21 protein-coding genes are annotated in these 25,102 nt (G+C 49.4%); all 21 read left to right on the top strand.

Annotation, left to right across the window (positions count from 1 at the left end; translation table 11 throughout):
* The 21 genes from BTA35_RS03870 to BTA35_RS03770 all read left to right on the top strand — a co-directional run bounded on the left by BTA35_RS03870 (position 1) and on the right by BTA35_RS03770 (position 24,989).
* Positions 1 to 543, top strand: coding sequence for an OmpH/Skp family outer membrane protein (locus BTA35_RS03870; protein WP_077243077.1), 543 nt, complete (start codon positions 1 to 3; stop codon positions 541 to 543).
* A gap of 64 nt (positions 544 to 607) precedes the next feature.
* Positions 608 to 1,678 carry a UDP-3-O-(3-hydroxymyristoyl)glucosamine N-acyltransferase gene (lpxD, locus tag BTA35_RS03865; protein ID WP_077243076.1) on the top strand — a complete coding sequence of 357 codons (1,071 nt, stop codon included), beginning with the start codon at positions 608 to 610 and terminating at the stop codon, positions 1,676 to 1,678.
* 69 nt (positions 1,679 to 1,747) lie between these two features.
* A complete protein-coding gene (fabZ, locus tag BTA35_RS03860) occupies positions 1,748 to 2,191 on the top strand; it encodes a 3-hydroxyacyl-ACP dehydratase FabZ (RefSeq protein ID WP_077243075.1) in 444 nt (147 codons plus the stop codon).
* A 2-nt stretch (positions 2,192 to 2,193) separates the two neighbouring features.
* The gene (lpxA, locus tag BTA35_RS03855; RefSeq protein WP_077243378.1) at positions 2,194 to 2,961 is read left to right on the top strand and encodes an acyl-ACP--UDP-N-acetylglucosamine O-acyltransferase; all 768 of its coding nucleotides are present in this window, start codon (positions 2,194 to 2,196) and stop codon (positions 2,959 to 2,961) included.
* Between the two features lie 102 nt (positions 2,962 to 3,063).
* Positions 3,064 to 4,275, top strand: coding sequence for a lipid-A-disaccharide synthase (lpxB, locus tag BTA35_RS03850; protein WP_077243074.1), 1,212 nt, complete (start codon positions 3,064 to 3,066; stop codon positions 4,273 to 4,275).
* Between the two features lie 7 nt (positions 4,276 to 4,282).
* Positions 4,283 to 4,888: a ribonuclease HII gene (rnhB, locus tag BTA35_RS03845; RefSeq protein WP_077243073.1), complete on the top strand. Its 606-nt coding sequence runs from the start codon at positions 4,283 to 4,285 to the stop codon at positions 4,886 to 4,888.
* 118 nt (positions 4,889 to 5,006) lie between these two features.
* Complete coding sequence (gene dnaE, locus BTA35_RS03840) at positions 5,007 to 8,489, top strand: DNA polymerase III subunit alpha (protein WP_077243072.1); 3,483 nt, start codon at positions 5,007 to 5,009, stop codon at positions 8,487 to 8,489.
* A gap of 440 nt (positions 8,490 to 8,929) precedes the next feature.
* On the top strand, positions 8,930 to 9,901 hold the full coding sequence (gene accA / locus BTA35_RS03835; RefSeq protein WP_077243071.1) for an acetyl-CoA carboxylase carboxyl transferase subunit alpha: 972 nt from the start codon (positions 8,930 to 8,932) through the stop codon (positions 9,899 to 9,901).
* Between the two features lie 120 nt (positions 9,902 to 10,021).
* Positions 10,022 to 11,509: a tRNA lysidine(34) synthetase TilS gene (gene tilS, locus BTA35_RS03830; protein WP_077243070.1), complete on the top strand. Its 1,488-nt coding sequence runs from the start codon at positions 10,022 to 10,024 to the stop codon at positions 11,507 to 11,509.
* A 269-nt stretch (positions 11,510 to 11,778) separates the two neighbouring features.
* Positions 11,779 to 13,416, top strand: coding sequence for a CTP synthase (pyrG, locus tag BTA35_RS03825; protein ID WP_077243069.1), 1,638 nt, complete (start codon positions 11,779 to 11,781; stop codon positions 13,414 to 13,416).
* 120 nt (positions 13,417 to 13,536) lie between these two features.
* On the top strand, positions 13,537 to 14,412 hold the full coding sequence (kdsA, locus tag BTA35_RS03820) for a 3-deoxy-8-phosphooctulonate synthase (RefSeq protein ID WP_077243068.1): 876 nt from the start codon (positions 13,537 to 13,539) through the stop codon (positions 14,410 to 14,412).
* Between the two features lie 187 nt (positions 14,413 to 14,599).
* Positions 14,600 to 15,895: a phosphopyruvate hydratase gene (gene eno, locus BTA35_RS03815; protein WP_077243067.1), complete on the top strand. Its 1,296-nt coding sequence runs from the start codon at positions 14,600 to 14,602 to the stop codon at positions 15,893 to 15,895.
* 170 nt (positions 15,896 to 16,065) lie between these two features.
* A complete protein-coding gene (gene ftsB / locus BTA35_RS03810) occupies positions 16,066 to 16,389 on the top strand; it encodes a cell division protein FtsB (protein WP_077243066.1) in 324 nt (107 codons plus the stop codon).
* A 42-nt stretch (positions 16,390 to 16,431) separates the two neighbouring features.
* Positions 16,432 to 17,178 (top strand): 2-C-methyl-D-erythritol 4-phosphate cytidylyltransferase, encoded by a 747-nt coding sequence (ispD, locus tag BTA35_RS03805; RefSeq protein ID WP_202931161.1) that lies wholly within the window; start codon positions 16,432 to 16,434, stop codon positions 17,176 to 17,178.
* 29 nt (positions 17,179 to 17,207) lie between these two features.
* Entirely contained in the window at positions 17,208 to 17,684 is a 477-nt protein-coding gene (gene ispF, locus BTA35_RS03800) for a 2-C-methyl-D-erythritol 2,4-cyclodiphosphate synthase (protein WP_077243065.1), read from the top strand.
* Between the two features lie 80 nt (positions 17,685 to 17,764).
* The gene (gene truD, locus BTA35_RS03795; RefSeq protein WP_077243064.1) at positions 17,765 to 18,907 is read left to right on the top strand and encodes a tRNA pseudouridine(13) synthase TruD; all 1,143 of its coding nucleotides are present in this window, start codon (positions 17,765 to 17,767) and stop codon (positions 18,905 to 18,907) included.
* A gap of 88 nt (positions 18,908 to 18,995) precedes the next feature.
* Positions 18,996 to 19,766 carry a 5'/3'-nucleotidase SurE gene (gene surE / locus BTA35_RS03790; RefSeq protein WP_077243063.1) on the top strand — a complete coding sequence of 257 codons (771 nt, stop codon included), beginning with the start codon at positions 18,996 to 18,998 and terminating at the stop codon, positions 19,764 to 19,766.
* A gap of 9 nt (positions 19,767 to 19,775) precedes the next feature.
* On the top strand, positions 19,776 to 20,474 hold the full coding sequence (locus BTA35_RS03785) for a protein-L-isoaspartate(D-aspartate) O-methyltransferase (protein ID WP_077243062.1): 699 nt from the start codon (positions 19,776 to 19,778) through the stop codon (positions 20,472 to 20,474).
* 28 nt (positions 20,475 to 20,502) lie between these two features.
* The gene (locus BTA35_RS03780) at positions 20,503 to 21,474 is read left to right on the top strand and encodes a DUF368 domain-containing protein (protein WP_077243061.1); all 972 of its coding nucleotides are present in this window, start codon (positions 20,503 to 20,505) and stop codon (positions 21,472 to 21,474) included.
* A gap of 498 nt (positions 21,475 to 21,972) precedes the next feature.
* Positions 21,973 to 22,950 (top strand): RNA polymerase sigma factor RpoS, encoded by a 978-nt coding sequence (rpoS, locus tag BTA35_RS03775; protein WP_077243060.1) that lies wholly within the window; start codon positions 21,973 to 21,975, stop codon positions 22,948 to 22,950.
* Between the two features lie 248 nt (positions 22,951 to 23,198).
* Positions 23,199 to 24,989 carry a GGDEF domain-containing protein gene (locus tag BTA35_RS03770; RefSeq protein ID WP_077243059.1) on the top strand — a complete coding sequence of 597 codons (1,791 nt, stop codon included), beginning with the start codon at positions 23,199 to 23,201 and terminating at the stop codon, positions 24,987 to 24,989.
* The last annotated feature ends 113 nt before the right edge of the window (positions 24,990 to 25,102 follow it).

The following is a 25,102-nucleotide window of genomic DNA, read 5'->3' as shown; positions in this document are numbered from 1 at the left end:
ATGACTCGCTTTGCTCGCATACTAAGTACCTTTCTTGCATTGGTGATGATGGTTTCTGGTGCTACCTATGCTGATACTGATAGTGACTTTGTTCCGACCAGGATTGCTGTACTGGACTGGCGGGCTGCCCTGCTGGGTACCGATCAGGCTCGGGATGCATTTAAGGCGATCCGTGAAGCTTTAAGTCAGGATCAGCAGGAGATCCAAACTCTTGCTGATGAAGCAAAGCAGTTACAGGCGCAGCTTAAAAAAGATGCTGAAATCCTGAGTGCTGACGAAAAGCGTCAGCTGAGTAAAGATATTCAGGAAAAAGCAGAGGAATACCAATTCCTTGGTCAGCGCCTGCAGAAAGAGCAGCGTCAAAGACAGGAGTCTTATATCCGTAGTGTCCGGCCTCAGTTGGACGATGCGGTTCGTCAGGTAATCGAAGCCCGTAAGATTGATCTTTTACTGGATCGACAGGCGGTGACATTTGTTCACAGTCGCTTGGATATTACGCCTGATGTGATTGCCCAGCTTAATACAATGCAGGCTGGCCGCTAGTCGCTATTGGCTGGCAGCCTGCGCTCTTCATACCTGCTTCTTTGATACGTATAAGGATACATAAATGACACACCCTTCTGATGCTCCGTCTGCTGGCCATGAATATACACTGGGCTACCTTGCGGAGATACTGGGAGGTGAATTGCGTGGTGATGCTTCCGCTGTTGTGCAGGGGTTAGCGACGCTGCAGAGCGCTGATGCCACTCAGGCCAGTTTTCTGGCAAACCCTGCTTATCAGAAGCATTTGGCAAACTGTCAGGCTGGTGTCGTATTACTCAGAGAAGAGCTGTCAGGCCAGTGCCCTGTAAACTGTATTCTGCTCCATAATCCTTACGCCGGTTATGCACGACTGACCCAGTTGTTTAACTCCGTTTCCCCGTGCACCCCCGGTATACATCCCCAGGCCGTTATTCACCCGGATGCCAGGGTTTCACCCAATGCTCAGATTGATGCTTTTGCTGTTATTGAGGCAGGAGCTGAAGTAGGGGATGGCGCTGTTATTGGTACTCATTGTCATATAGGTCGAAACACGATCATTGGAAACGGTTGCCGACTGTTTCCCAATGTCACGCTATATCACGATGTTGTTCTGGGTTGCGAGGTAACCTTGCACAGCAGCTGTGTCATCGGTGGTGATGGTTTTGGATTCGCACCTGAAAATGGCCGCTGGGTAAAGATTGCTCAGCTGGGTGGTGTTATCATAGGTGATCGGACGGAAGTTGGTGCTAACACCAATATTGACCGTGGGGCCCTTGATGACACTGTTATTGGTTCAGATGTCATTATCGATAGTCAGGTTCAGGTTGCCCACAATGTCAGAATCGGTGATGGTACTGCTATCGCTGGCTGCGTTGGTATTGCTGGCAGTAGTTCAATTGGGCGTCATTGCCTGATTGGTGGTTCGAGTAATATTGCCGGACATTTAAGTATTTGCGACGGTGTGACCTTGAATATGACCACCAGTGTTACCGGTGATATTCGGGAGCCCGGCCATTACTCATCCGGAACAGGTATGTCTGATATGCGTACCTGGCGTAAGAATGCGGTGCGGTTTAATCAGCTGGACAAGCTGGCTAAACGGGTGGTTAAGATTGAGAAAAGCTTGTCACCTGCCGCAAATAAAGAAAAAACTTAAAATAGACAGAAGCGTATAATACGCACCTGCTGCCCAGAGGGCTGCCAGGTTTCTTTTGAGGTTGAATGAATGGTCATGGACATTAACGAAATTAAAGAATACCTACCCCACCGTTATCCTTTTCTGCTGGTTGACCGTGTTGTTGAAATGGAGCTGGGCGAATCTATTGTTGCCTATAAAAATGTATCGGTGAATGAGCCTTTCTTTAATGGACACTTTCCTCATCACCCTGTAATGCCGGGTGTATTAATTATTGAGGCAATGGCGCAGGCTGCCGGTATTCTTGGTTTTAAGACGATGGAAAAGAAACCAGCTGATGGCCATATCTACTATTTTGTTGGTAGTGATAAAGTACGCTTTAAGCGCCCTGTGATTCCCGGGGATCAGCTGAAGCTTGAGGCGACTGTTGTGGGCACTCCTCGCCGTGGTATCTGGCGTTTTGATTGCAAGGCGACAGTTGATGGTGAGCTCGCGTGTCAGGGTTCAATTTTGTGTGCAGAGAGAGAGCTGTGAGTCTGATTCATCCAACAGCTATTGTTGATCCATCAGCGGTAATTGCCGCTGATGTTGAGATCGGGCCCTATTCCATTATTGGCCCGGATGTCGAGATTGGAGCCGGTACCTGGATCGGCCCCCATGTTGTTATTACGAAACTAACCTCTATTGGCAAAGGCAATAAGATTTATCAGTTTGCTTCTGTGGGTGAGGATTGTCAGGATAAAAAATACGCTGGCGAGCCAACCCGCCTGGTTATCGGGGATAATAATGAAATTCGTGAAGGTTGCTCTATTCATCGGGGTACCATCCAGGACGAGGGAATTACCCGCATCGGTAATAACAATCTGATTATGACCACTGTCCATATTGCGCATGATGTGGTGATTGGTGATAACACGATTATTGCATCTGATGCATCCATAGCAGGCCATGTTAAGGTTGGTGATTGGGCGATTATCGGTGGCGCTTCAGCGATTCATCAGTTTTGTCATATTGGCCCGCACGCCATGTGTGGTGGTGCCAGTTATATCTCCAGGGACATTCCTGCATATGTGATGGTCAGTGGTAATCCAGCTGAATCCCATAGTATTAATGCTGAGGGTTTGAAGCGTCGGGGGTTCTCCGCCGAAGCCATCAGCGAGCTTCGTCAGGCTTATAAGACTGTTTTTCGTAAAGGTCTTCGCCTTGACACCGCTATCGGCGTACTTGAAGCAGAGACTATTGGTCCTGAGCTATCTGTTTTTATTAAAAGCCTTAAGGGCTCGGGGCGCGGAATTATTCGTTGAGCTGACTCGGCTGATGCTGAAAACCCGTCTCCGGGGAAGCTCGTTTATCGCCCGTTGTTGCTCGTTTATCGCCCGTTGTTACAAGGGTTACAGGAAGGAAGCATGTCAGATCAGGGTTTGATTCAGGCGAATAAGCCACTGCGGATTGTCATTGTAGCCGGAGAACTGTCCGGGGATATTCTGGGGGCAGGTCTGATCCGGGAATTAAAGAAACTCCACCCAACGGCGGAGTTTTTTGGTATTGGCGGTCCCCGTATGCAGGAGGAAGGCTTTGTCAGCCACTGGCCGATGGATCGCCTTTCTGTGATGGGTTTTGTGGAGGTTTTTGGGCGGCTCCGGGAATTACTCAACCTCCGTAAAGAGGTTCGTGACTTTTGCCTGCAGGAAAAACCTGACCTGTTTGTGGGTATTGATGCACCAGACTTTAATCTGACATTAGAAGGTTGGGTGCATGATGCGGGCATTCCCGTTGCGCACTATGTATCACCATCGGTCTGGGCCTGGAAGCAAGGACGTTTGAAAAAAATAGCACGGTGCGTCGATCATATGCTCACCCTGCTTCCCTTTGAAGCAGATTTTTATCATCGCAGGAATATTCCGGTTACTTTTGTCGGGCACCCGTTGGCAGACGAGCTACCAATGGATGTGGATCAGAACGCCTGTCGTGATCAACTGGGGCTCTCGAAAGAACACTCTGTGTTGGCTGTCTTACCCGGTAGCCGCAGCAGTGAAGTAAAATATCTCGGGCAGACCTTTATTGATACAGCGTTGCGCTGCTGCGAGGTGATGCCGGAATTACAGGTAGCGATCCCCTGTGCCAATGCATTACGCCGTCAACAGATTGAAGACCAGCTAGCCGTTGTTAAACCTGAATTGCGCCAGTGCTTTCATCTGTTTGATGGTATGTCCCGTGAAGTCATGAGTGCCTCTGATGCAGTTTTACTGGCATCTGGTACGGCGGCTCTGGAAGCGATGTTGCTCAAGAAGCCGATGGTGGTAGCCTATAAAATGGCCTGGTTGAGCCATGCCATCATCAGCCGCATGATTAAGGTTGATCATATCTCCCTACCAAACCTGATAGCCGGTGAAGCTCTGGTGCCTGAGATGATTCAGGATAAAGCGACCGTTGGCTCCCTGAGTGATCTGCTACTGGATCGGTTGCAGAACCCTGATAACTATCGGGGGTTGGTTGAACGTTTTTATCAGTTGCACCATAAGCTAAAGCGTGAAGCCAGTCAGGTTGCTGCAAAAACGCTTTCAGAGCTTATGGCGCAGCAAGCGCATTCTGATACATCGGCTGAGCACAAACACTGAGGTTAAGATGGCACACGACTGGCCTGAACTGGATATTCCCTATCATGGTAAATTGCTTGCCGGTGTTGATGAAGTAGGTCGCGGGCCTCTTGTTGGATCTGTTGTGACGGCGGCGGTTATTCTTGACCCTGACCGGCCGATTTCAGGTCTGACCGACTCTAAAAAGCTCAGCGAAAAAAAGCGTGAAGCATTTTCTGAGGAGATCAGAGACAAAGCTTTGGCCTGGCATATTGCTGAATGTTCTGTGGCTGAAATTGATCAGTTGAATATTCTGCACGCCACTATGTTGGCCATGCAGCGTGCGGTTGCAGGATTGAAGCCTGCCGCAGAGTTTGTGTTGATTGATGGCAACCGTTGCCCTGATATGCCTTGCCCGGCTATGGCGGTGGTGAAAGGTGATCTGCGCCACGAGGCCATCAGTGCGGCCTCAATTCTCGCTAAGGTTTATCGGGACCAGCAAATGGTTGAGCTTGAGGCCAGATATCCTGGTTATGGTTTTGCTCAGCATAAAGGCTATCCTACCAAACAGCACTTTGCTGCTCTGGAAAAACTTGGCCCGATCCCTGAACACCGTCGGTCGTTTAAACCTGTGCAACAACGGCTGGATCTGTAGCTCGCTCACCGGGCAGATACCCTATACTTTTATTTTGCTGTTTTTTCAGAATGTCCTTTAGGTTATCTGAAAGGCAGCTCCTTTCGTCACCTGCTACTGTTCGTACATGAGATCTTTTATGACGCCCTCTTTTGTTCACCTGCGTATTCATACGGAATTCTCTCTGGTTGATGGTCTGATCAAGATTAAAAAACTGCCCGGTAAGCTCGAAGAGCTTAAGATGCCTGCACTGGGTATTACCGACGAGTCTAATATGTTCGCGCTGGTAAAGTTTTATAAAACGATGCAGGGTGCTGGTATTAAGCCGATCTCAGGAGCTGATATCTGGTTGGAAAATACCGCTGACCCGGCTAAGCCTTACCGCATGACCCTGTTAGCGATGAATAATACCGGTTATCGCAATATCACCGAACTTGTTTCCCGGGGGTATCTTGAAGGGCAGCATCAGGGGCGCAATATCCTTAAGGACGAGTGGTTGGCGGAGCAGTCTGATGGGTTGATTGCACTGTCCGGAGCGAAAGAGGGTGAGGTTGGCCGTCTACTGGTTGGTGGTCATTATCCCGAGGCCCGGACTGCTTTGCAGAAATGGATGCAGTTGTTTCCCGGACGCTTCTATCTTGAGTTGCAGCGTACTTTCCGCCCGGATGACGAACTTTGCGTTCATGAATCGGTCAAGCTGGCAGATGAATGCCGGTGCCCTGTTGTGGCGACGAATGATGTGCGCTTTCTTGAACGGGAAGATTTCTGGGCACATGAGACCCGAGTGTGTATCGGTGAAGGCCGGGCGCTGGATGACCCCCATCGTAATAAAAGCTATTCAGAAGAGCAGTACCTGAAGTCACAGGAAGAGATGGCTGAGCTGTTCAGTGATATACCTGAAGCACTGCAGAATAGTGTCGAAATTGCGAAACGTTGTACGATTGATGTACAGCTGGGTAAATACTTTCTGCCGGATTATCCCATCCCTGAAGGTATGACCATGGATGATTTTTTTCGGAAAATTTCCCATGAAGGCCTGACTGAACGGCTGGAACAGCTGTTTGATACCACGGCTGAAGACTTCCCCGGGAAAGAAAAGATCTACCGTGAGCGACTGGATTTTGAGCTGGATACCATTATTTCTATGGGATTCCCCGGCTACTTTCTGATCGTAATGGACTTTATTCAATGGTCAAAAAATAACGGTGTACCCGTAGGGCCGGGTCGTGGTTCCGGTGCTGGTTCGCTGGTGGCTTACGCCCAGAAAATTACCGATCTTGACCCTCTGGAATATGATCTTCTGTTTGAGCGCTTTCTTAACCCAGAGCGTGTCTCCATGCCCGACTTTGATGTCGATTTCTGTATGGATGGTCGTGATCGGGTCATCGATTATGTTGCAGACACCTATGGTCGAAACGCTGTATCTCAAATTGCCACCTTTGGCACCATGGCTGCGAAAGCGGTTGTACGGGATGTGGCCCGGGCTCAGGGTAAACCTTATGGCCTGGCGGACAAGCTGTCTAAAATGATCCCCTTTGAAGTGGGCATGACACTTGAAAAAGCGTACGAGCAGGAAGAACCACTCAGGGATTTTCTAACTCACGATGAGGATGCCGGTGAGATTTGGGAGATGGCCCTAAAGCTTGAAGGCACCGTTCGGGGTACCGGAAAACATGCCGGTGGCGTGGTTATCTCTCCGACCAAGCTGACTGATTTTTCCCCGATCTTCTGTGAAGAGGGCGGTTCAAGCCTTGTGGCACAGTTTGATAAAGATGATGTGGAATCTGCAGGTCTTGTGAAGTTTGACTTTCTGGGACTGCGAACCCTGACCATTATCGACTGGGCTATTAAGGTAATGCAGGACAAAGGCCACACCGACTTTGATATTGCCAAAATTCCACTGGACGATGCAGCTACCTTTGATCTGTTGCAACAAGGGGAGACGACGGCGGTATTCCAGCTGGAATCCCGGGGTATGAAAGACCTGATTAAGCGCCTTCGCCCCAGCTGTTTTGAAGATATTGTTGCTCTTGTAGCTCTGTTCCGTCCGGGGCCTCTTCAGTCCGGCATGGTTGATGATTTTATCAAGCGTAAACATGGTGAAGAGGAAGTTTCTTATCCACACCCTAATTACCAGCTGAGCAGTCTTGAGCCGGTACTTAAACCCACGTACGGCATTATTCTGTATCAGGAGCAGGTGATGCAGATCGCCCAGGTGATGGCAGGATATACCTTAGGTGGCGCAGATATGTTGCGCCGTGCGATGGGTAAGAAGAAGCCGGAGGAGATGGCCAAACAGCGCTCTATTTTTCTGGAAGGCTGTAAGAACAACAATATTGATGCGGATCTTGCGGGTAATATTTTTGATCTTGTGGAAAAGTTTGCCGGTTACGGTTTTAACAAATCGCACTCTGCTGCTTATGCACTGGTTTCTTACCAAACTGCGTACCTGAAGCGTCATCACCCGGAAGCCTTTATGGCTGCGGTGCTTTCGACTGAGATGCAGAACACGGACAAAGTGGTGACGCTGGTGGAAGAGTGTCGCCACATGAAGCTTCCCCTGACTCCGCCAGATGTAAATGCCGGTGATTTTAAATTTACCGTTAATGATGACAATGAAATTGTTTATGGCCTGGGGGCCATTAAAGGGGTTGGTGAAGGCCCGATTGATTCCATCGTCGCAGCGCGAAACGAAGGCGGGCCTTTTACTGACCTGTTTGATTTCTGTGCCCGAACCGACTCCCGGAAATTAAATAAGCGGACTGTTGAGGCTCTGATTCGTAGTGGCGCGTTGGATAAACTAGGCCCGAACCGTGCGGTGATGTTTGCCAGTCTTGAGGATGCTTTTAAAGCGGCGGAGCAGAGTAACGTCAATGCCAATATTGGCATGATGGATATGTTTGGTGAAATTGAGGCCGAGCAGGATACAGACCCCTATGAAGAGCATCGTCAGGTACGACAGTGGACCGATAAAGGGCGCCTGAAGGGTGAAAAAGATACGTTAGGTATCTATCTGACCGGCCATCCATTTGATGAATATGAAGCGGAAGTGCGCCGCTTTGCCCGCATGAGACTGAGTGATCTGCAGGCCAGCCGTGAGACACAGAAACTGGCCGGGCTGATTATTGATATTCGTACTATGAAAAGTAAGCGTGGTGATACCATCGCCTTTATTACGCTGGATGACAGATCCGGGCGGATAGAAGTTTCTGTGTTTGGGGAGCTGTTTGAAGCGCATCGCAGTGAGTTACAAAAAGACCAGCTGGTAGTGATTGAAGGGGATGTTAGCTTTGATGACTATTCCGGTAGTCTGAGAGTAAGGGCTAAAGGCGTAACCAGCCTGCTGGCTGCCCGCGTTCGTTATTGTGAAAGTTTACAGTTAAGCTGGCAGCAGAAAGAGGTCGGTCGTAAACACCTGGATCTGTTACACAACAAGCTGAAACCTTTTACTGTGACATCCCCCGATGAAGGGGTTGTTGTGGAAATAACCTATAGCAAGCCGGAAGTTTGTGGCCGGGTACGCCTTTCTGATCAATGGCGGGTCGTGCCCAGTGATGAATTGATTTACAGCCTGTACGATGGCTTTGGCCTGAAAAGTGTCCGTCTTTCCTATGGCGATTGATCTGTTTGTTTTTTCCTTTCTAAACCTTTGGGTACAGGCCTTTGCGCTGGTGCCTCTGTTTGAAACAGAAAAATTGTCATTGGGTATTCAGGGGCAAGCATTATAGGGCTGAAAAACAGACTTAAAGTAACAGAACGTGACTTTTCAGAAACGCTTTAGCCACTGGCAAAGGTTTTTTTTAGACGATCTTTGCCGTAGTATTGTCGGTTTTAGATATAAGAGTATTGTCGGTTTTTAAACTTGGCTGTTTTTAACCTTGGCTTCAGGCGTACTTAAAGGTGCAATCACCCGAATACCGATGCTTTGCTGGGTTGTAAAGCGATGAAGTGTAATACCGGTGAACGGTATCAGCCGGGGCAGGATAAGACTTATTCACAGGCGCTCAGAGGGCGGCTGTGTGCTTTTAATCGTAAGCATAGAATTTTAAATAGCGTGGACCTATGAACCCCAACTATCTGGACTTTGAACAGCCTATTGCAGAGCTGGAAGCAAAAATTGATGAACTACGTCTGGTTGGCAATGACAACGAGTTGAACATTTCGGAAGAGATCGGTCGTTTGCAGGAAAAAAGCCTCAAACTGATGGAAGATATCTTCTCTAATCTGACCCCCGCTCAGGTTGTTCAATTGTCTCGTCATCCCCAGCGTCCTTACACGTTGGACTATGTGAATCATATTTTTACCGACTTCGATGAACTGCATGGTGATCGTAACTTTGCAGATGATGCGGCTCTGGTCGGTGGTATTGCTCGCCTTGATGACAAGCCTGTGATGATTATCGGCCATCAGAAAGGTCGCTCCGTCAAAGAAAAAGTGCATCGTAATTTTGGTATGCCACGCCCTGAAGGTTATCGTAAAGCCTGCCGGCTAATGGAGATGGCTGAGCGTTTTAAAATGCCAATCCTGACGTTTATCGATACACCGGGAGCATACCCGGGCATTGATGCGGAGGAGCGCGGTCAGAGTGAAGCCATTGCTTATAACCTGGCGGTTATGTCCCGGCTTGAGACCCCGATCATCTCCACGGTTATCGGTGAAGGTGGCTCCGGTGGTGCGCTGGCCATTGGTGTTTGCGATGAACTGATTATGCTGAAAAACTCGATCTACTCAGTGATTTCACCGGAAGGTTGTGCATCGATTCTGTGGAAAAGTGCAGAGCGCGCAAATGATGCCGCTGAATCAATGGGTGTTACTGCGCCTCGCCTGCATCATCTGGGTCTCGTTGATCGCCTGATCGAAGAGCCTCTTGGTGGCGCTCACCGGAATGCCGAGAAAGTTGCAGCAGATCTGAAACTGCAGTTACTGGAGACACTGGATCGCCTTAATGGCATGAGTCGGGAGCAGTTGGTAGAGCGCCGTTACGAGCGTCTGATGTCTTACTATGCGGGTAACCCCGAACTTGGTAACTGGTAAGCTATCCTAAATGTATCAGTTATAACCGGCGCAGTCGTGATTAACGGCTGGTGCTGATCAGTAACCCCGGTAAGCATCGCTTATCGGGGTTATTTTTTATCTGCCTGATGATGTATCGATATGAAATCTGATGTGATCACTTCCGATCTGCTACAGAATTTGCCTCCCCACAAGCAGCTTTGGCTGGCACTTAGCGGCGGATTAGACTCTGTTGTTCTGCTGGATCTGACGGTGCAGTATTGCGCGTCTCGTCAGAAGTCGCTCAAGGTTATCCATGTTCATCACGGCTTAAGCCCTAATGCGGATCAGTGGGCCGAGCATTGCCTGAGTGTGTGCCAGTGCTATCAGGAAAGGCTCGTTGTTCAAGAAAAGCACTCTGTTCAGGAAGGCCTTTCTGTGTCGGTTCACTGTCAGGTCGAGCATGTTCAGCTAAACGGCATTTCATCTATTGAAGAGCAAGCCAGAAAGGCTCGTTATCAGGTTTTTAAAGATCATCTCGTTGAGGGTGATCTGATCCTGATGGCGCACCACGCCGATGATCAGCTGGAAACCCTGCTGCTCAGGCTGATGCGCGGAGCCGGTGCGCTGGGCTTATCCGGTATGCCGGTTGAGCGGGAACTGGGGCAGGGCAGGCTTTATCGGCCCTTGTTAGCCTTTGAGCGTTCGGAGCTTGAAGCCTATGCCGCAGAGAACGCACTGAGCTGGGTTGAGGATGAATCAAACCTGGGTGTCGAGTTTGATCGTAATTATCTGCGCCATGAGATAACTCCCCGTCTTAAATCCCGGTGGCCAAATGCGACAAAGGTGGCCGGGCGAAGCGCCCGGGTGCTGTCGGATGCCGATCAGCTAAACCGTGATCTGGCGGAGATCGACCTGAAAAGCGTAGCGGCTTCCGCGAATGCGCTTTCCTGCCCGGCGTTGCTTGAGCTGTCACCAGCGCGGCAGCGCAACCTGCTGCGCTTCTGGTTGCAGAATGCGGGCATCCCGTCACCGGACTATCGCCAGATTATGATCATTCTGGATGAGCTGGTATTGGCGCAGAATGATGCCCAGCCGCTTTTTCAGCGGCCACAGTACGCGCTTCGCCGGTATCGTGATCAGCTCCTGCTTCAGCTGACCAATACTGAGGCGTCTGATGATGGACATGCCCTTTATGATACGGAGCCGGTGAGTATTTGTCGCGATGTTGTGGAGGCCGGAGGCGCTGATCTTGTAAAAGAGGCTGTCGCTTTTCGCATTGAGCCTTTTCATGTTGAAGCTTGTCTCCCTGAATCTGAATCGGGCAGTGAATCGGTTAAGGATGCAGAGGTTCTGCAGTTGCCACTGTCGTCTTCTGTTGTTTTAGAGTCCCGCAAAGGTGGGGAATCCCTCCGCCTGCCACGCCGGGGCGGTAAAGCACTGAAGAAGCTTCTGCAGGAAACCGGGGTGCCGGCCTGGTTGCGGGATCAGGTCAGACTGTTCTGGCTGGAAACCCAAGAGGGAGAGCGTCAGCTGATTGGTGCCTGGTCACCGCAGGTGGACAAGGCGGGTATCTTCTGGTGGGATATCAGTATGTTAGAAGCGGATGACAAGTGTGATACGTACCCGGTCGTTATCCGCCGCAAATAAGCTTTCTGAACTTCTGCAAGGGGGTGTTCAGGCATATAACCGATGTTGCTGATCTTATCTGGCAGGTGTATTGAAAACTGCACATATTATTTTATGCAATGATCTGGTTTTTCTTAATGAATTGGCGCCTTCTGAATTGTGATAGCCAAGGCCTTCTGGTATCCTGCACTCCCATCTATTTTTGTACTTATGATGCGTAATTTTACACGGGTCAGGCACAAGAATGAGTACCCCCCTTCTTTCTATTTGCAGCATAAAACAGGTTATCCATGACGCGATATATCTTCGTCACAGGTGGTGTTGTTTCTTCTTTAGGGAAAGGCATTGCCTCCGCATCTCTGGCCGCTATTCTTGAGGCTCGTGGTCTGAAAGTTACCATGCTGAAGCTGGATCCGTATATTAACGTTGATCCGGGCACCATGAGCCCTTTCCAGCACGGTGAAGTTTTTGTGACGGAAGACGGCGCAGAGACTGACCTTGACCTCGGTCACTACGAGCGTTTCATTCGCACTAAGATGACTCAGCGTAATAACTTTACGACCGGTCGTGTTTATGAACACGTACTGCGTAAAGAGCGTCGTGGTGATTATCTGGGGGGGACCGTTCAGGTTATTCCTCATATCACCAATGAGATTAAAGATCGTGTGATTGCCGGTGCTGAAGGCTGCGATGTTGCACTGGTCGAGATCGGTGGCACTGTGGGTGATATTGAATCCCAGCCGTTCCTGGAAGCGGTTCGTCAGCTGAAAGTTGAAGTGGGTTCTGACCGCGCAATGTTTATGCATCTGACGCTGGTGCCTTACATCAAGACCGCCGGTGAGACAAAAACCAAGCCGACGCAGCACTCTGTAAAAGAGCTGCGCTCTATCGGTATTCAGCCGGATATTCTGGTATGCCGTTCAGAAGTTGCGATTGAGGCGAATGAGCGCCGCAAGATCTCCATGTTTACTAACGTGGATGAGAAAGCGGTTATCTCTCTGGAGGATGCGGACACCATCTACCGCATCCCGAGCATGCTGCATGGTCAGAACCTCGATGAGATCGTTGTTAAGCGCTTTGGCCTGCAGTGTCCTCCTGCCGACCTGTCTGAGTGGGTCGCCGTGGCTGATGCCAAGCTGAATCCGTTGAAGAGCATCAATATTGCCATGGTTGGTAAGTACATGGAGTTACTGGATGCCTACAAGTCTTTGATCGAAGCGATCGATCACGCGGGTATCAAAACCCGAACTAAAGTGAATATTGAATATATTGACTCTGAAGATATTGAGCACAATGGAACCGACCGTCTGAAGGACAAAGATGCGATTTTGGTTCCCGGTGGCTTCGGTGAGCGTGGTGTGGAAGGTAAGATTACAACTGCGCAGTTTGCCCGTGAAAATAACATTCCTTATCTGGGTATCTGCCTGGGTATGCAGGTTGCGGTAATTGACTATGCCCGTAACGTTGCCGGAATGACAGATGCACACTCTACAGAGTTTACCCATGATACAACCCATCCAGTTATTGGTCTGATTACTGAATGGGTTAATCCTGAAGGCAAGATTGAAGAGCGCGATCAAAGCTCTGACCTGGGCGGCACCATGCGCCTGGGTGCGCAGGATTGTAAGCTGCTGAAAGGCTCCAAGGCCCGTGAAGTTTACGGCCAGGATGTGATTTTTGAACGTCACCGTCACCGTTATGAAGTTAACGACCAGTTTGTTGGTGATCTGGAAAAGGCTGGTCTGATCTTCTCTGGCCGCTCCGCTGATGAGTCTCTGGTTGAAGTGGTCGAGCTGAAAGATCACCCATGGTTCGTGGCGTGCCAGTTCCACCCTGAATTTACCTCAACACCTCGTGACGGCCACCCGCTGTTCACCGGTTTTGTTGAAGCGGGTCTTGCCAAAAAAGCTGCCTCACAGGACAGCTAATCGTGACCTGATGCAAAAGCCCTTTTAATTAAGGGCTTTTGTCTTTCAGCTGCTCCTATCCTGATCGGTTGAGCAAACTGAAACGCTCCGTTTTATCGATATCTGACAGAGAGGCGCACCATGTCACAGTCTGATTCACCACAGAACAGTAATAAGGTTATTGAGTTCGCCGGTCTGCAGTGTGCAAACAATCTGCCTTTTGTGCTGTATGGCGGCATGAATGTTCTGGAGTCCCGGGATATGGCGATGCAGATTGCCGAACACTACGTTGAAGTGACGCAGCGTCTGGGCATTCCTTATGTTTTTAAGGCGTCTTTTGATAAAGCCAACCGTTCTTCAATTCATTCTTACCGCGGTCCTGGACTGGAAAAAGGTCTGGAGATTCTGGCAGAGATAAAGCAGCAGTTTAACGTGCCGGTGATTACTGATCTGCATGAGCCCTATCAGGCTCAGCCGGTGGCGGAGGTTGCTGATGTCATTCAATTGCCAGCGTTTCTGGCCCGTCAGACGGACCTGGTTCAGGCTATGGCACAGACCGGTGCTGTGATCAATATTAAGAAACCTCAATTCACCAGCCCGGCTCAAATGGGCAATATGGTGGAGAAGTTTGAAGAGTGCGGTAACGATAAAGTGATGATCTGTGAGCGTGGCTCCAGCTTTGGTTACGACAACCTTGTCGTCGATATGCTGGGCTTTGATGTGATGCAGAAAGCCTGCAAAGGCGCGCCACTGATTTTTGATGTGACCCATGCCCTGCAATGCCGTGATCCTATGGGAGCTGCTTCAGGTGGTCGCCGTCATCAGGTGGCTCAACTGGGCCGTGCAGGAATGGCACTGGGGCTTGCCGGGCTTTTCCTGGAAGCACACCCGGCCCCTGAAAACGCCAAGTGTGATGGTCCGTCGGCGTTGCCGCTGGCGCAACTGGAGCCTTTCCTGGCTCAGATGAAGGCCATCGACGATCTGGTTAAAGACTTTGCCCCACTGGATATCCGATAATCCCAGGTATCAAGGTGTTCGCCGGTGATTTGCAGAGGCAGCTTACCGGCCTATTTTTTTTGAACAGTGTGTTGTTTGATCAGGTTCTTTTAAACAGACCCCTTTGATCAAGGATACTCTGGTCATTTTCAGTCATAGAACTAAATCGTTTCAGTTAAGAAATGACATTTTCTGGAGAAAAACCCAAATGACAGCAATCGTTGATATCAAAGCGCTTGAAGTGCTTGATTCTCGTGGTAACCCAACGGTACAGGCCGAAGTAATTCTGGAATCCGGTGTAAGCGCCCGCGCTTGTGCTCCTTCCGGTGCGTCTACCGGTTCCCGTGAAGCGCTGGAACTGCGTGATGGCGACAAGAGCCGTTACCTGGGTAAAGGTGTTCTGAAAGCCATTGAAGGTGTGAACACCACAATCCGTGCCGCACTGATCGGTATGGATGCTGCGGACCAGCGTGCGCTGGACAACAAGATGCTGGAACTGGATGGCACTGAAAACAAAGCCACTCTGGGCGCTAACGCTATTCTGGCGGTTTCTCTGGCAGCGGCTAAAGCAGCAGCAGCTGACAAAGGCATGCCTCTGTACGCACACATCGCAGAGATCAATGGTACTGCGGGTCAGTTCTCTATGCCTGTGCCTATGATGAACATCCTGAACGGTGGTGAGCATGCGGATAACAACGTTGATATCCAGGAGTTCATGGTTCAGCCGGTTAACTTCACCTCTTTCAACGAAGCACTGCGTTGCGGTACTGAGATCTTCCACGCGCTGAAAGCGGTACTGAAAGCAAAAGGTCTGAACACTGCAGTAGGTGACGAAGGTGGTTTTGCACCTAACCTGGCCTCTAATGAAGAAGCGCTGGTTGTGATCAAAGAAGCGATCAGCAACGCAGGTTACGAGCTGGGCAAGGACGTTACTCTGGCTCTGGACTGCGCAGCATCTGAGTTCTACAAAGATGGCAAATACGACCTGTCCGGTGAAGGCAAAGTGTTCGACGCAGAAGGTTTCGGTGATTACCTGGCGGCCCTGACTGAAAACTATCCGATTGTTTCCATCGAAGACGGTCTGGACGAGTCTGACTGGGATGGTTGGGCTTACCTGACCCGTAAGATCGGTGACAAAGTTCAGCTGGTGGGTGATGACCTGTTTGTAACCAACACCAAGATTCTGTCCCGCGGTATCGAAGAAAGTATCGGTAACTCCATCCTGATCAAATTCAATCAGATTGGCTCTCTTTCTGAGACTCTGGATGCGATCAAAATGGCGAAAGACGCAGGCTTTACTGCTGTTATCTCCCATCGCTCCGGCGAAACAGAAGATACCACCATTGCTGATCTGGCAGTAGGTACTGCTGCCGGTCAGATCAAGACCGGATCTCTCTGCCGTTCTGACCGTGTCGCTAAGTATAACCGTCTGCTGGAAATTGCAGCGGAGCTGGGTGATAAGGCTGTTTATAACGGTCTGAAAGAGATCAAAGGTCAGGCTTAATTCACTGACCGGATCTGATATGGGTCTTTCGGGGCCGATAAAAAGAGGGGAGCCTGCGGGTTCCCCTTTTTTGTCACTGCTTTTTCACTCATAATGCCTGTTTTCTCAACGGCCTGCGCTTTTGTATCTTGCGGGTTCGATGGCTAACTATCGGGACACTGATCGAAACCATGTTTCGTTTTCTGAATTTAATTTTGGTTGTACTGATTCTTCTCTTGCAGGTTCGCCTATGGTTTGGTGAAAGCAGTTTGCCGGAAACCTGGCAACTGGAGAGCCGAATCGAAACCCGTAAGCTGGAAAATGCTGATCTGGCTAAGCGAAATGAAGCGTTAGCAGCCGAAGTTGCTGGTCTTCGCCGTGGTCTTGATGCTATTGAAGAGCGGGCGCGTTATGAATTGGGCATGGTTCGTCCCAATGAAACCTTCTTTCTGCTAATCGATGAGCCCGAACAGAGCCTTAAGGCAGTTTCTCCGGCTGCTGGATTGAGTCAGTAGGAAGCGATTACTCAGTGAGTGCAGACAGAGACAGAATACATCATGACTGAGCCTGAAGTGGCGACTAAAATGTGGCTGATCATTCCGGCTGCGGGTGTAGGTTCCCGAATGCAGGCGGATCGCTCTAAACAGTACCTGCTCTTAAACGGTCGGCCTATTATCGAACATACCCTTGAGCGCCTGGCGATCGCTTTACCCTATGCCGAGTTTGTGATCTGCCTCAACCCGGAAGATCCATACTGGCCATCAGTTCAACGGCCGGAAGGTATTACTCTGCGTGAAGTATCCGGTGGTAAAGAACGGGCAGATTCTGTGCTCAACGGCCTGAAAATGATTGCCAGTCAAGCTTCTGAAGATGATTGGGTCTTGGTACACGATGTAGCTCGTCCTTGTGTGCGGCCAAGTGATATTACAGATTTAGTGATGGGTCTTAACGACTCTGATATTGGTGGCATTCTTGCGTTGCCAGTAGCGGATACCATGAAACGGAGTCATCCGGATGGTTCTATTTCTGAAACCGTTGACCGCACCGCACTCTGGCACGCACTGACTCCTCAGATGTTCCGCTTTGGCAGGCTGTATCAGGCATTGGAAGAAGGCCTGGCTGCGGGCGCAACGATTACTGACGAAGCTTCTGCGCTGGAGTGGCTTGGATTTTGTCCTCAACTGATTGCCGGTCACAGAGATAATATCAAGGTAACCCACCCTGATGATCTGGCTTTTGCCGAACTCTTTATCCGGGCTCAGCAGGAGCAGAGCGAAGCTGATAAGACCGGATCAGCTCTGTAGTTTTATTTTTATTCATCCAAGGAGAGATCATGCGAGTCGGTCATGGTTTTGATGTACATAAGTTTGGCCCCGGAGATCATGTTGTTTTAGGTGGGGTGAGCATTCCGTATGAACAGGGGCTGCTGGCGCATTCTGATGGCGATGTTCTGATCCATGCTCTGTGTGATGCACTTTTGGGCGCTGCAGGCCTGGGGGATATCGGTAAACACTTTCCGGATACTGACCCTGAGTTTGAAGGGGCTGATAGCCGTGATTTATTGCGTCATGTTATGAAGCTACTTCATCGGGAAGGCTGGGTTGTCGGAAATATCGATAGTACTCTCGTGGCCCAGGCCCCTAAGATGGCCCCGCATATTGCAGTGATGCGTAAGAATCTGGCCGAGGATCTGAATGTTGATATATCGGCAGTCAATGTTAAAGCAACGACGACAGAAAAGCTTGGCTTCACCGGCCGCAAAGAGGGTATTTCAGCCCATGCGGTGGTGCTTTTACAGCCTGTTGGTTAATAGCTTTTCTGGCCAGACTCTGTCGGAAAACTGCTTTATGCCACTGTAATATTGTGAACTTGTTAACTGGAACTTCCTGAATGTCTGAATCTGTGCCCGTATCAGCAAATGAAAGTAATCTTTACAACGATGATACTTTGAAGTGTCCGTTATCACTTGAGTTTCCCTATGCCTGGGGTGGTCCTGTAGCAACAGCACAGCTCCGCGCAGAGCCTGAAGATTTTCAGGTGGAGGAGATTCTGGGCTTCGAGCCAGAAGGCGAAGGGGAGCACCACTTTCTCTGGATTCGCAAGCGTGGCAATAATACGGACTGGGTTGCCCGTCAGCTGGCGCGCTTTGCCAATGTTGGTTTTAACGCAGTTTCTTATTCCGGTATGAAAGACCGTCATGCGGTGACACTGCAATGGTTCAGTGTGCACATTCCAGGGCTGGAATCACCGGACTGGAGCGCATTCTGTGTTGAGGGCGTTGAGATTCTTAAGGCGATCCGTCACCGCAAAAAACTCAAGCGAGGCGTTCATCGGGCTAACAAATTTTCAATTCGTTTGAGAGGCTTCAGAGGGGATCAGCAAACGGCAGAAAGCCTGCTGGATAAAATTGCCACCCAGGGCGTACCGAATTATTTTGGCGAACAGCGTTTTGGCCGAAATGGGAACAATCTGACTAAAGCCGTTGCCCGGGTGGAAGCCGGACAGCCTCTGAAACTCAGTAAACGTGATAAAGATGGTCACGCCATGATGTTGTCTGCCCTGCGTAGTTGGTTATTTAACCGAATACTGGCTGAGCGTATTGAACAGAATAACTGGCAAACCTGGCTTGAAGGTGATGTGGCAACTTTCTCGGGTAGTCGCAGCCAGTTTGCGATTGAGCCTGGTGATGCAGATATTCAGCAGCGGCTTCAGGATGGGGTTATTCATCCGACAGGCCCTCTTTGGGGAGCAGGAGAGCCGAAAGTGACAGCCGTAGCCCGTAAGCTTGAAGCAGACGTGGCCGGACGCTATACCGCTCTGGCAGAAGGTATTGAAAGTGCCGGCTTGAGCCCTGAGCGACGAGCTCTGCGACTGATACCTGAGCAGCTGCACTGGGACTGGGAAACCGAGCGTGAAGTGGGACAAACAGATCTGCTCCTGAGCTTTTTATTGCCGGTGGGCACCTTTGCAACATCTATGTTACGTGAAGTGGCACGCTGGGATAGCCATTTTACAGAAGCAGAGGATCGCTGAGTCTGATCTGAAAATGATTAAGGTAACCCCCGTATAATGACAGTACCGTGTTGAAAAAGAACGGTACACAGATGAGGTCTATAACCTAATGAAGTTACTGCTATCAAATGATGATGGTGTTCGTGCTGAAGGCCTGCGGGTTTTGGCAGAACGTCTGCAGCACGATGTTGAGAAGGTTACCGTTGTTGCACCGGACCGTGATCGCAGCGGTGCCAGTAATTCACTGACCCTGAGCCACCCTCTTTGCCCGGAGACGATGGAAAGTGGATTTCACAGCATTGATGGTACACCAACGGATTGTGTCTATATGGGATTGTCGCAACTGTTTCAGTCTGAGGCCGACCTGGTTATTGCTGGCATTAATCACGGTGCAAACCTGGGTGATGATGTGCTTTATTCCGGCACTGTAGCTGCTGCAACGGAGGGCCGTTTTCTGGGGGTGCCCTCTATAGCCGTTTCTCTGGCTGGAAAAAAATACTTCGCAACGGCGGCAGAATTTGTTGCCCGGTTATTAGGCGGTTACTACACGCTGGATTTACCGGAGGGGAGTATCCTTAATATTAACGTACCTGATCTCCCCTATGATCAGGTTAAGGGTATTCGTCTGACCCGTTTGGGAAAGCGCCATCCTGCTGGTGAGCCTGTGCCCGTTTGTGACCCAAGAGGCAGACAGAGGTACTGGATTCCTGCTGCCGGTGGCACCCGTGATGCCGGGCCCGATACTGATTTTTATGCAGTCGCTGAAGGGTATATCAGTATTACGCCTTTACACGTGGATCTGACTCAGGATCGTGCCAGAAAGAATCTGGCGAGCTGGCTTTCATCCGTCAGCTCAGCAACTGAGCTGGTGGCAGACTGAGGAGCATTGATGGCTGATTATAGAGTGGCCGAGGGTCATACCGGCGGATCATGGAATCTTCAGGGTATCGGGATGACCTCCCAGAGAACCCGAAATCGTATGGTAAACCGCTTACGTGAGCAGGGGATCAAGCATGAAGAGCTATTAGCTCTGATGTCACGTATGCCTCGGCATATTTTCCTGGATGAGGCGCTGTCTCACAGGGCATATGAAGATATCTCCTTACCCATAGGCCATCAGCAGACGCTCTCCCGGCCCTGGGTGGTGGCCAGAATGACGGAATTGTTGCTGGAGATGCCCGAGCGCCCCCGGAAGGTGCTTGAGATTGGTACGGGGTCCGGATACCAGTCAGCGATTCTGGCCAGCCTGTTTGAGCGGGTTGTAAGTCTTGAGCGCATTGGCAGTTTTCAGGCTAAAGCTCAAAAATGCTTTCAGGCCTTAGGTCTTGATAATCTGGAGTTGCATCATGCTGATGGCCATGACGGCTGGGAAGCTCAGGCACCCTACGATGCTATTCTGGTAACTGCTGCTCCAGACGTTATTCCGCCTCGACTGCTGGAGCAGTTGAGTGATACGGGTGTTATGGTGCTGCCTGTTGGCAGCGGAGAAGAGCAATCCCTGACTCGGGTGACGTTAAACGCATCAGGCCACACATCGGACGTATTGGCAGCGGTTCATTTTGTACCACTACAGCAAGGGCTTGTGTAGTCTGGTTATTTTATAGGGAGTACTCTGATTGAACACCTCCAATCAACTGCAGACCGAGAGTAGCCGGAAACAGCAGGTTAAAAAGCGCCAGTATGGCATTCGTGTTTTCTTCAAAGGTATGGCTATGGGAGCAGCAGATGCTGTTCCTGGGGTTTCCGGAGGCACTGTTGCCTTTATTTCAGGGGTCTATGAACAGCTGATTGAGTCGGTTCGCAGTATTAATCCAGGCTTGTTGCTGACCTGGCGTAAAGAGGGTTTTAAGGCCGTCTGGCAAAAAATAGATGGAAATTTCTTACTGACTCTTCTGGCGGGTATTATCAGCAGTATTTTACTGTTGGCTCATGTGATCAGCTACCTGCTGGAGGCGCAGCCTGTACTGCTGTCTGCGTTTTTTTTTGGTTTAGTAAGTGCTTCTGTACTGGCTATTTATGGTGAGATTACAGATCGTAGCTGGAAAACCACCGTCGCATTATTGGCAGGTGTGATTCTGATGCTACTGGTTAACCAGTTGCTGCCAACACTTGATACCAGTAATCCGTTACATATCTTTATGGCGGGCTCTATTGCTATCTGCGCCATGATCCTTCCGGGTATCTCCGGGAGCTTTCTGTTATTGATTATGGGGGTTTATGGTGATGTTATGCATGCAGTGAAAAGCTTTGAGCTGATGACCATGCTGTGGTTTGTAAGTGGTTGCGCTGCAGGAATTCTAGGTTTCTCACAGATCCTAAGCTGGTTACTTCATCGCTTTCATCAGACAACACTTGCACTGCTCACTGGGGTTCTGATCGGATCGCTGTCTCAGATCTGGCCATGGCGTCAGGTGGTTTCTTATAAAATTGACAGTCATGGCAGGGCTGCTCCCATTACTCATGATAATCTTTTGCCCTCTGTCTATGAGCAGTTAACCGGTATGAGCTCCCAAATGGTGCCGGCGTTGATTCTTATGATTCTTGGCTTTGCTCTGGTTTGGTTTTTTTATCGGCAGGCGGACAAATAAATTAATCAATTGATGTGTTTTGTTTGTTTCCGTATGTTACTGATCTCCAAGGCTGTTTGATATTTATTCAGGCAGCTTTCCTCTCTTCTGTGAAAATTTTTCATCACTGTTTCCTGAAAGAATTTAAAAAACAGTTGCAGGCCCTACCGCGAAAGATATAGCGTCTTAAGTGTGGGTTTGCAGGTGCTCTTCTTGATTATCTGCAAAATCATATAGCATTGGAATCTGGCCAAATAAAAATAATAGCTTATAAATCAGTTGGTTAGAGTTTTTTGGGAATCTTGTATTCTGCTCTTTGCAGATTACATAAGAACGCATCATCTGCCGGGCGCATATGCTCAAGTAAGGAAACAAAGGCCAATTTGGTCGGTTGTGATAGACATTAGTACAGCGGAAGTAGAGCAGTCACAACACCCAGTCACAGGCCTGTATTGATAAAAATAATAGTGAATATGCTTTTTACGAAAAGACTTCACCACGGGACATGGGAATACTGCTATGACGATTTTAAGCCATGAGTTTGCAACAGAAGAAAATGCTGTAGCAACGGATACAGCAAATCATTCTGATACCTTAGCGATAGAAAAACAGGCTGAGGCTGATTTTGAACGGGCACTTGAGCGAGAGGACAAAACTGAGAAAAGTCTGGATGCCACTCAGCTATATCTCAATGAAATCGGGTTCTCTCCGCTTCTTTCTCCGGAAGAAGAAGTTTATTTTGGTCGCCTTGCCCGCAAAGGTGATGAAGCAGGGCGTCGACGGATGATTGAAAGTAATCTCCGCTTGGTTGTGAAGATTGCCCGCCGGTATCTTAATCGGGGTTTGTCTCTGTTGGATCTGATTGAAGAGGGTAACCTTGGTCTGATCAGAGCTGTAGAAAAATTTGATCCTGAGCGAGGGTTTCGTTTCTCCACTTATGCGACCTGGTGGATTCGCCAGACCATTGAGCGTGGATTGATGAATCAGACCCGGACCATTCGGCTGCCAATTCATGTGGTTAAAGAGCTTAATGTGTATCTGAGAGCTGCCCGTGAGTTGACTCAGAAACTGGATCATGAAGCGACGCCTGAGGATATTGCCGTGGCACTGGATCGTCCGGTGGAGGCTGTGGAGAAAATGCTGGGGTTGAATGAAAGGGTCACATCAATGGATTACCCCATAGGTGGGGATATGGATAAGCCTCTGGTGGAAACTATCGCCGATGCTGATGATATGGATCCTGCCAGCATGCTGCAGAAAGATGATTTTACTCAGCATATGGATCTCTGGCTATCTGAACTCACTGAAAAGCAGTCTGAAGTCGTTGTTCGCCGTTTTGGTCTGCATGGCTATGAGCCGTCTACACTTGAACAGGTAGGGGAAGAGATCGGTTTAACGCGGGAGCGGGTTCGCCAGATTCAGGTTGAAGCTCTGCGTCGCCTACGCCGTATGATGGAGAAACAAGGTATATCGATTGAGTCAGTTTTTGCCGACTAACACATGCGCAGATTAAGTTTTCAGAAAAGCCATGGCTTGAAATGAACCCTAAAAATTCGCCATGGCTTTTTTGTGGGCGATGATTTTTTGAATATAAAATAAGGAGGAGGGAAATTGACCGGAGTCTGACTTTTATCTCATTTACCCAGATAACGGGACTTTGTAGCAATTCTGTCATTTTTCATTGGTGTAATTGTTTGTAATAAACAGAGGCGTACCCCACGCGCCTTACCGGAGATGACTGTTCCATGCCCCATACTTCCGAGCTGACCGAGATTATTGCGAGCCAGACTATCAACACACTTTTCCAGCCTATCATTGGCGCCCGTGGCGAATCTGTTTTTGCCTATGAAGCCCTGAGCCGCGGCCCTTCTGACAGCTATCTTTGTAGCCCGGTACGTCTTTTTGAGGAAGCCAAGCAGCAGCACCAGCTCTTCGCTTTGGAAAGTATCTGTCGGCGCCGGGCCATTGAAAACTTTACCCGCCAGCAGCTTCCCGGAAAACTTTTTCTGAATGTGACGCCTGAAACGCTTTTGCAGGCGGACCACCACAAAGGCTTAACATTAGACCTTCTGAATAACTATGGTTTGCAACCGGATCAGGTTGTTATTGAAATTACCGAACACTCTCCGACCCATGACTATGAGTTAATGTGTTGCGCTGTTCGCCACTATCAGGGAGAGGGCTTTTCCATCGCCTTGGATGATCTGGGGGCTGGCTACTCCAGCCTTCGTCTCTGGTCTGAGCTGCAACCTGAATATGTGAAAATCGACCGGCATTTTGTTTCCGGTATTGAGCGTGACAAGGTGAAAAGGGATTTCGTGCGTTCCATACTTGAGATTGCCCGTGCTGTGGGTAGCCAGGTTGTGGCAGAAGGTATCGAGACTCGCCAGGAGTTTGAGACTCTTACCGATATTGGTGTTGATTTCTTTCAGGGCTACTACTTTGCCCGGCCGCATCCCCGGCCGGTCAGGAGTGTTTCCCGGCCAGCCAGGGTGGTCCTGAAGCAAAGCAAGGAGAGCAGAGAAATGTGCAAGGACGATGGACATATTGGTCGTTTAAAGCTTGATATTCCACCGGTGACCCCTGAAACCTTGGTGGAGGATGTCGTGGATATCTTCGAGCAGAATGAACATTGGTTCTCTGTTCCTGTGGTATCTGCCGGGGTGCCAGTGGGGATCATTATGCGTTCACGGTTGCTGCAGAAACTCAGTAAAGCTTTTGGTCGTGACCTGTACAGTAAGAAACCGGTCAGTCAGATTCTGGATCAGGAGTTTATGTCGGTTGAACACCATATGCGCTTAGAAACGGTTAGCCAGCAGGTGACACAAAGAAACCGTCACCAGCTTGAAGAAGACTTTATTATCACCCGAAATAACTATTACTACGGTGTTGGGCAGGTCATTGACCTGCTGAAAGAGATCACAGAGATGCAGCTGAAGAGTGCTCAGAGCTCAAACCCTCTGACCGGGCTCCCGGGTAATGTGCTGATTCAGGAAAGGATCGATCAGTTAATTGAGAGTCAGGCATCTTTTGTGGTCTGCTATTTCGATCTGGACAACTTCAAGGCTTACAACGATCAATATGGTTACGCTAAAGGTGATGAGATCTTACTTAATGTGTCTCTGCTTCTGAAAAAACACTGTCATTTGCAGCGTGATTTTGTCGGTCATGTGGGGGGAGATGATTATGTTGTTATTTTCAAAAGCCCTGATTGGCAGCGTCATGTTCAGGCAATCTTAAATGAGTTCAGCCAGCATCGCCTTAACTTTTACAGCGCTGAGCATTTGCGTGATGGTGGTATCTGGGCAGAGGACCGCTTTGGTGAAAAGCGGTTTTTTGACCTGATGAGTATCTCCGTTGCTGCGATTGATTCAGATTCAGCAGACTTTAGTTCCGCTAAAGAAGTTGCCGGACAACTTAGTCATATTAAGCACGAAGCTAAACATGCCAAAGGCAACAGTCTGGTTGCTCAGCTGGCGGGGTCTGTTGTAAACCTGTTCTCAGAATCAGAAGAGTATGCTTCTGGTGCAAGATGAACTGAAGGTTGTCACGGGACTGTCATAAATTTGTCGCAATACTGTCGTTTAGCCGGGGTATAAATAGGCTTACGCAAAGCGAAAATAAGATTGTTGGTAAAAAAACCAACCCT

It is taken from the genome of Oceanospirillum linum (assembly GCF_001995095.2).
Classification (GTDB): domain Bacteria; phylum Pseudomonadota; class Gammaproteobacteria; order Pseudomonadales; family Halomonadaceae; genus Oceanospirillum; species Oceanospirillum linum.
This window is presented reverse-complemented; position numbering and strand designations above follow the sequence as displayed.

Coding starts and splice junctions, on each gene's coding strand:
- BTA35_RS03870 (WP_077243077.1), top strand. CDS start 1: ATGACTCGCTTTGCTCGCATACTAAGTACCTTTCTTGCATTGGTGATG.
- lpxD (WP_077243076.1), top strand. CDS start 608: ATGACACACCCTTCTGATGCTCCGTCTGCTGGCCATGAATATACACTG.
- fabZ (WP_077243075.1), top strand. CDS start 1,748: ATGGTCATGGACATTAACGAAATTAAAGAATACCTACCCCACCGTTAT.
- lpxB (WP_077243074.1), top strand. CDS start 3,064: ATGTCAGATCAGGGTTTGATTCAGGCGAATAAGCCACTGCGGATTGTC.
- rnhB (WP_077243073.1), top strand. CDS start 4,283: ATGGCACACGACTGGCCTGAACTGGATATTCCCTATCATGGTAAATTG.
- dnaE (WP_077243072.1), top strand. CDS start 5,007: ATGACGCCCTCTTTTGTTCACCTGCGTATTCATACGGAATTCTCTCTG.
- accA (WP_077243071.1), top strand. CDS start 8,930: ATGAACCCCAACTATCTGGACTTTGAACAGCCTATTGCAGAGCTGGAA.
- tilS (WP_077243070.1), top strand. CDS start 10,022: ATGAAATCTGATGTGATCACTTCCGATCTGCTACAGAATTTGCCTCCC.
- pyrG (WP_077243069.1), top strand. CDS start 11,779: ATGACGCGATATATCTTCGTCACAGGTGGTGTTGTTTCTTCTTTAGGG.
- kdsA (WP_077243068.1), top strand. CDS start 13,537: ATGTCACAGTCTGATTCACCACAGAACAGTAATAAGGTTATTGAGTTC.
- eno (WP_077243067.1), top strand. CDS start 14,600: ATGACAGCAATCGTTGATATCAAAGCGCTTGAAGTGCTTGATTCTCGT.
- ftsB (WP_077243066.1), top strand. CDS start 16,066: ATGTTTCGTTTTCTGAATTTAATTTTGGTTGTACTGATTCTTCTCTTG.
- ispD (WP_202931161.1), top strand. CDS start 16,432: ATGACTGAGCCTGAAGTGGCGACTAAAATGTGGCTGATCATTCCGGCT.
- ispF (WP_077243065.1), top strand. CDS start 17,208: ATGCGAGTCGGTCATGGTTTTGATGTACATAAGTTTGGCCCCGGAGAT.
- truD (WP_077243064.1), top strand. CDS start 17,765: ATGTCTGAATCTGTGCCCGTATCAGCAAATGAAAGTAATCTTTACAAC.
- surE (WP_077243063.1), top strand. CDS start 18,996: ATGAAGTTACTGCTATCAAATGATGATGGTGTTCGTGCTGAAGGCCTG.
- BTA35_RS03785 (WP_077243062.1), top strand. CDS start 19,776: ATGGCTGATTATAGAGTGGCCGAGGGTCATACCGGCGGATCATGGAAT.
- rpoS (WP_077243060.1), top strand. CDS start 21,973: ATGACGATTTTAAGCCATGAGTTTGCAACAGAAGAAAATGCTGTAGCA.
- BTA35_RS03770 (WP_077243059.1), top strand. CDS start 23,199: ATGCCCCATACTTCCGAGCTGACCGAGATTATTGCGAGCCAGACTATC.